Origin of the sequence: Vibrio scophthalmi LMG 19158, assembly GCF_000222585.1 — a bacterium.
GTDB classification, from domain to species: Bacteria; Pseudomonadota; Gammaproteobacteria; order Enterobacterales; family Vibrionaceae; genus Vibrio; species Vibrio scophthalmi.
Genome location: NZ_AFWE01000014.1, coordinates 1 through 3793, shown reverse-complemented (window position 1 = coordinate 3793; position 3793 = coordinate 1). Strand labels below are relative to the sequence as shown.

The window sequence follows — 3793 nt, the reverse complement described above, 5'->3', positions numbered from 1 at the left end:
TGCGTGTTTGAAGCTACGTTATGACTGCTTCAATTTTGTTTCCATCAAGGTCTCGAATAAATGCCGCATAATAAGTTTCACCATACTCTGGTCTAAAACCCGGCTTACCTTCGCATGTACCACCTAGCTCGATTGCTGTGGCATAGAATTGGTCAACAGATTCTTTATTTGGGGCATTGAAAGCTATATGTAATCCGTTACTCGAAGTCGCTTTACCTTCGCAAGGACTACCAACCCAAAACTCGAAGTTTTCACCATAAGCAGCCGCTACACTTTCGATATAGTGAGAACGCTTAATGGACAATGTAGACAACACTGAATCGTAAAACTTAACGGCTGCCACCACATCAGAAGTACCAACTGAAACGTGATTTAAAATCATTTTGAAGTCCTTTTGATGACTAGAAACCCGAAAGCATATAACGCCGCGTTAAGTGGTGAGCAACGCTACCACCCTACCTGAACCATTGTGCCTTAATCACTTAAGCTGAATTAAACCGAAAATGCCAAGCGTTGGGAATCCGTCTTAAACGCCTTGTTATGTGCTTTTTTTATTACACTTGAAGAACATATACAGAATAAAAGTCACTGTAGTGGTAATAACAGAAATGAGAATCACAATACCGATATCAGCTTTCTCTAAAGCTACAAACTGATACAAAAAAGAGACTACAAATAGCAAAATCGAACTCAACAACCAAGTTTCATTCACATACTCGAAGAAATTGGACCAATCCTCTTTGATCGAGGCTTTTCGAACAACATACAAATTCCCAATTATGAACAAAACAACCGTAGATAGGAATACGACTCCTACCCGCGCCCAAGTGTTCCTAACTTCATTCAACACTTCAACAGCTACCGCCCCAATAAAAAATGGAATAACAATGCTTGCGAAAAAATACGATATCTTTACTGTTGTTTTGCTCATATTACCTCTCTGAAAACACTAAACATGGGGTGCTCAGGGCACATAACGCCGCATTAAGGGGCGAAAGACGCCATCCCCTGAACTAAACCATTGTGACATAAACACTTAATTAAAACTGTGACACCAAACCGCCAAGCGTTTTGAGTCCCTCTTAAATGCTTTGTTAGCTTACGAGCTTGGGGGAATTAGAAACTCAAGAATGCCGCTTTTTGGTTCGTATCCCTTAGACGTGGACACTTTATCCTAGTTATTGACACTTCACTCCCCCTTTTCGACATTTCGTCTCAAAGAAACCTCAAGCCCCACAACTACATTTATCATTCTCCGTATTCGATACTTACGTTAAAGAAAGGGCAGTGAAATGGAACAAACAATGCACACAACTAATCAACAAGAACACATACGGGCTCAAGTAAAAAAAGAAAAAGAATTTTATGTCCACTTAACCAAATATTTATCGGTAATATGCCTATTGTTTGTTATTAATTTCGTCACTGGTACTGAGGAACTTTGGGCAATTTATCCAGCCTTAGGCTGGGGAATATTTATGGTTTCACACGCTATCAAGGCATTTGAGATATTTAATTTTTTAGGCGATGACTGGGAGCAAAAAGAAGTTGAAAAGCGCTTAACAAAACTACGGAAATGAGCAGCTAGAGTCTAGGCTTTCTATGACACAACAGCATAAAAAAGTGCAAAAAAATCAATGATGAGTGCTTAGAAAGCTAACGCCGCGTTAAGTAGTGAGCAACGCAGACCACCCAACCGAAACCATTGTGCCGTAAACACTAAATTTGAAGCAAACCAAAAATGCCGAGCGTTGCGAATCTGCCTTAAACGCTTTGTTAGAGTGAATATTTCACCAAGCAATCTCCTTGGCTAATCTCCGTCATTGCAATTGGACTTATAAAGATCTGAGATACTCTTGATAGGGTTTCTTCAACCCCTGTACATTCGAGTTCAATATTACGACCATCTGCCTTTAAAAGGCATAGCTTATCTTCAATCCCTACTTGTCCTGCAATCAAATACCCCGTAACAACGACCCCAACATCTTTAATATTGAAAATATCGAGGATATACATAAAAGGAGTGCTATAGCGGTACTCGCGTGTGAAAGCGTCTAACATGCCACCATAGTTCAGGATTTGGAAATCGGAATGCCTCTCCTGCGCTAGATAGAGAGTTTGTATTACCGCTGATGCAACCACTCGATTTGGGGCTCGTGATAAAATTTCATACAAACGCTCTGTCATTAGCGGGGTAAGACGATCCAATCCACCTCTTATATCACTAACTTCTTGTAGTAATTTATCCATATCCGACCTTTTTCGAGATTGTATCATTCACTCTAACGCCGCGTTAAGTGGTGAGCAACGCTACCACCCTGCCTAAACCATTGTGACATAAACACTTAACCTAAAGTAAGCCGAAAATTCCAAGCGTTGGGAATCCGTCTTAAACGCTTTGTTAGTTTACCTTTCACACAAATCGCACGATTTAATTAAATTGCACATTTAGAGCGATAACCTATAATGATACTGTACTTGCAGACTTGGAGCTTAACCATGTACACATTAACAGCAAATGATGCCAAACGTAATTTCGGTGAACTGCTTCTAAACGCTCAACGCGAGCCAGTTAAAATTAGTAAAAACAACAAAGATGCCGTTGTTGTAATGTCGATTAGAGACTATGAAGAACTTGAAGCGATGAAAGCCGATTACATAAAACATTGCTTTGAGACTGCAAAAGTAGACTTAGCCCAAGGCAATGTCGTTGACGGTGAAAATTTCTTAAACGCGTTGTAAGTAGAGTATGCACAAGAGCAAATATAAACTAAGTAAATTAGCACAGGCTCATTTACACAAAATCAAAAATTATACTGTTACAAACTTTTCCCAGATGCAGTGGAACTCATATAAAGACACTCTTCTTACTGGGTTTCAGATGCTTGCTGAAAACCCGGCAGTAGGTAGAAGCTGCAACGATATATATCAAAACGGTTTTTACTTCCCGATCGGCAAGCACACGGCTTACTTTACCAAAGAAGACGGCTTTATTTTGGTCGTTGCAGTTCTTGGACAATCGCAATTGCCGCAAAACCATTTGCGATAATTACCACACCCTAGCATGTTCAGTTAGGGTGCTATTCTGATTGGCAAACTAACGCCGCATTAAGTGGTGAACAACGCGACCACCCAAACCTAAACCTTGCCACATTTAGCACTAAAGCTAACCTAGGCTGAAATTGCCAAGCGTTGAGAATCCGTCTTAAATGCCTTGTTTTATTTCTTGGATTCAAGTACGAAGTGCGACACCACTGAACAAAGAAACAGTGAGATGCGATAATCATGAATTTGCTCCCGCCAAGAAGTGAAAAACCATGAGATATACGCACCTCACTGAGATAGAAAGGTATATGATTTCTGCTCTGAGAAAGCAAGGAATTAGTGTCGATAAAATCGCCACACAACTAGGTCGTCACAGATGTACTATTTATCGTGAATTCCAACGGAACTCGCGATACAACGCATACCGACCAAACCCGTCTTACCAACCTGCTCGCGCACAACAAAAAGCTCGAAGTAGACTTAGTCGTTCAAGGCGAAATAAGCGTTACTGTAAAACTGACTTTAGGTTGGCTGAAGCCTTATTGAAACTGGATTGGAGCCCAGATCAGATCGTTGGCTACTTAAGATTAAGAGGCTATCCAACAATGAGTCACGAACTCATTTATCAGTACGTCTGGAACGATAAAGCAGAAGGCGGAATGCTATGGAAACACCTGCGTCAATCGACTAAGAAAAAGCGTAAGCGCTACAACTCAAAAGACAGTCGAGGACGGCTTGCAAATAAACC

7 protein-coding genes are annotated in these 3793 nt (G+C 40.7%); 4 read left to right on the top strand and 3 right to left on the bottom strand.

Going from position 1 to position 3793, the window contains the following annotated elements; all coding sequences use genetic code 11:
• Positions 1-13 precede the first annotated feature (13 nt).
• Together RH88_RS00235 and RH88_RS00230 are read right to left on the bottom strand one after the other, a co-directional pair.
• The gene (locus RH88_RS00235) at positions 14-382 is read right to left on the bottom strand and encodes a VOC family protein (protein WP_005592614.1); all 369 of its coding nucleotides are present in this window, start codon (positions 380-382) and stop codon (positions 14-16) included.
• A 156-nt stretch (positions 383-538) separates the two neighbouring features.
• Positions 539-931, bottom strand: coding sequence for a hypothetical protein (locus RH88_RS00230; RefSeq protein ID WP_005592613.1), 393 nt, complete (start codon positions 929-931; stop codon positions 539-541).
• 361 nt (positions 932-1292) lie between these two features.
• Between RH88_RS00230 and RH88_RS00225 the strand changes: the two genes are divergently transcribed.
• The gene (locus RH88_RS00225) at positions 1293-1580 is read left to right on the top strand and encodes a 2TM domain-containing protein (protein ID WP_138944234.1); all 288 of its coding nucleotides are present in this window, start codon (positions 1293-1295) and stop codon (positions 1578-1580) included.
• Positions 1581-1776: 196 nt separating this feature from the next.
• Here the strand turns inward: RH88_RS00225 and RH88_RS00220 are convergent, their stop codons facing one another.
• A complete protein-coding gene (locus RH88_RS00220) occupies positions 1777-2250 on the bottom strand; it encodes a hypothetical protein (RefSeq protein WP_005592611.1) in 474 nt (157 codons plus the stop codon).
• A gap of 249 nt (positions 2251-2499) precedes the next feature.
• Between RH88_RS00220 and RH88_RS00215 the strand changes: the two genes are divergently transcribed.
• The 3 genes from RH88_RS00215 to RH88_RS00205 all read left to right on the top strand — a co-directional run.
• Positions 2500-2742, top strand: a complete 243-nt coding sequence (locus tag RH88_RS00215; RefSeq protein ID WP_005592610.1) for a type II toxin-antitoxin system Phd/YefM family antitoxin — start codon at positions 2500-2502, stop codon at positions 2740-2742.
• Positions 2743-2749: 7 nt separating this feature from the next.
• On the top strand, positions 2750-3049 hold the full coding sequence (locus RH88_RS00210) for a type II toxin-antitoxin system RelE/ParE family toxin (protein WP_005592609.1): 300 nt from the start codon (positions 2750-2752) through the stop codon (positions 3047-3049).
• 268 nt (positions 3050-3317) lie between these two features.
• On the top strand, positions 3318-3793 hold a 476-nt coding region (locus RH88_RS00205), incomplete at its 3' end, for a helix-turn-helix domain-containing protein (protein ID WP_005592608.1).

What these genes read in the sequence shown, in the direction of transcription:
- RH88_RS00215 (WP_005592610.1), top strand. Translation starts at nt 2,500, where the DNA reads ATGTACACATTAACAGCAAATGATGCCAAACGTAATTTCGGTGAACTG.
- RH88_RS00235 (WP_005592614.1), bottom strand. Translation starts at nt 382, where the DNA reads ATGATTTTAAATCACGTTTCAGTTGGTACTTCTGATGTGGTGGCAGCC.
- RH88_RS00220 (WP_005592611.1), bottom strand. Translation starts at nt 2,250, where the DNA reads ATGGATAAATTACTACAAGAAGTTAGTGATATAAGAGGTGGATTGGAT.
- RH88_RS00210 (WP_005592609.1), top strand. Translation starts at nt 2,750, where the DNA reads ATGCACAAGAGCAAATATAAACTAAGTAAATTAGCACAGGCTCATTTA.
- RH88_RS00230 (WP_005592613.1), bottom strand. Translation starts at nt 931, where the DNA reads ATGAGCAAAACAACAGTAAAGATATCGTATTTTTTCGCAAGCATTGTT.
- RH88_RS00225 (WP_138944234.1), top strand. Translation starts at nt 1,293, where the DNA reads ATGGAACAAACAATGCACACAACTAATCAACAAGAACACATACGGGCT.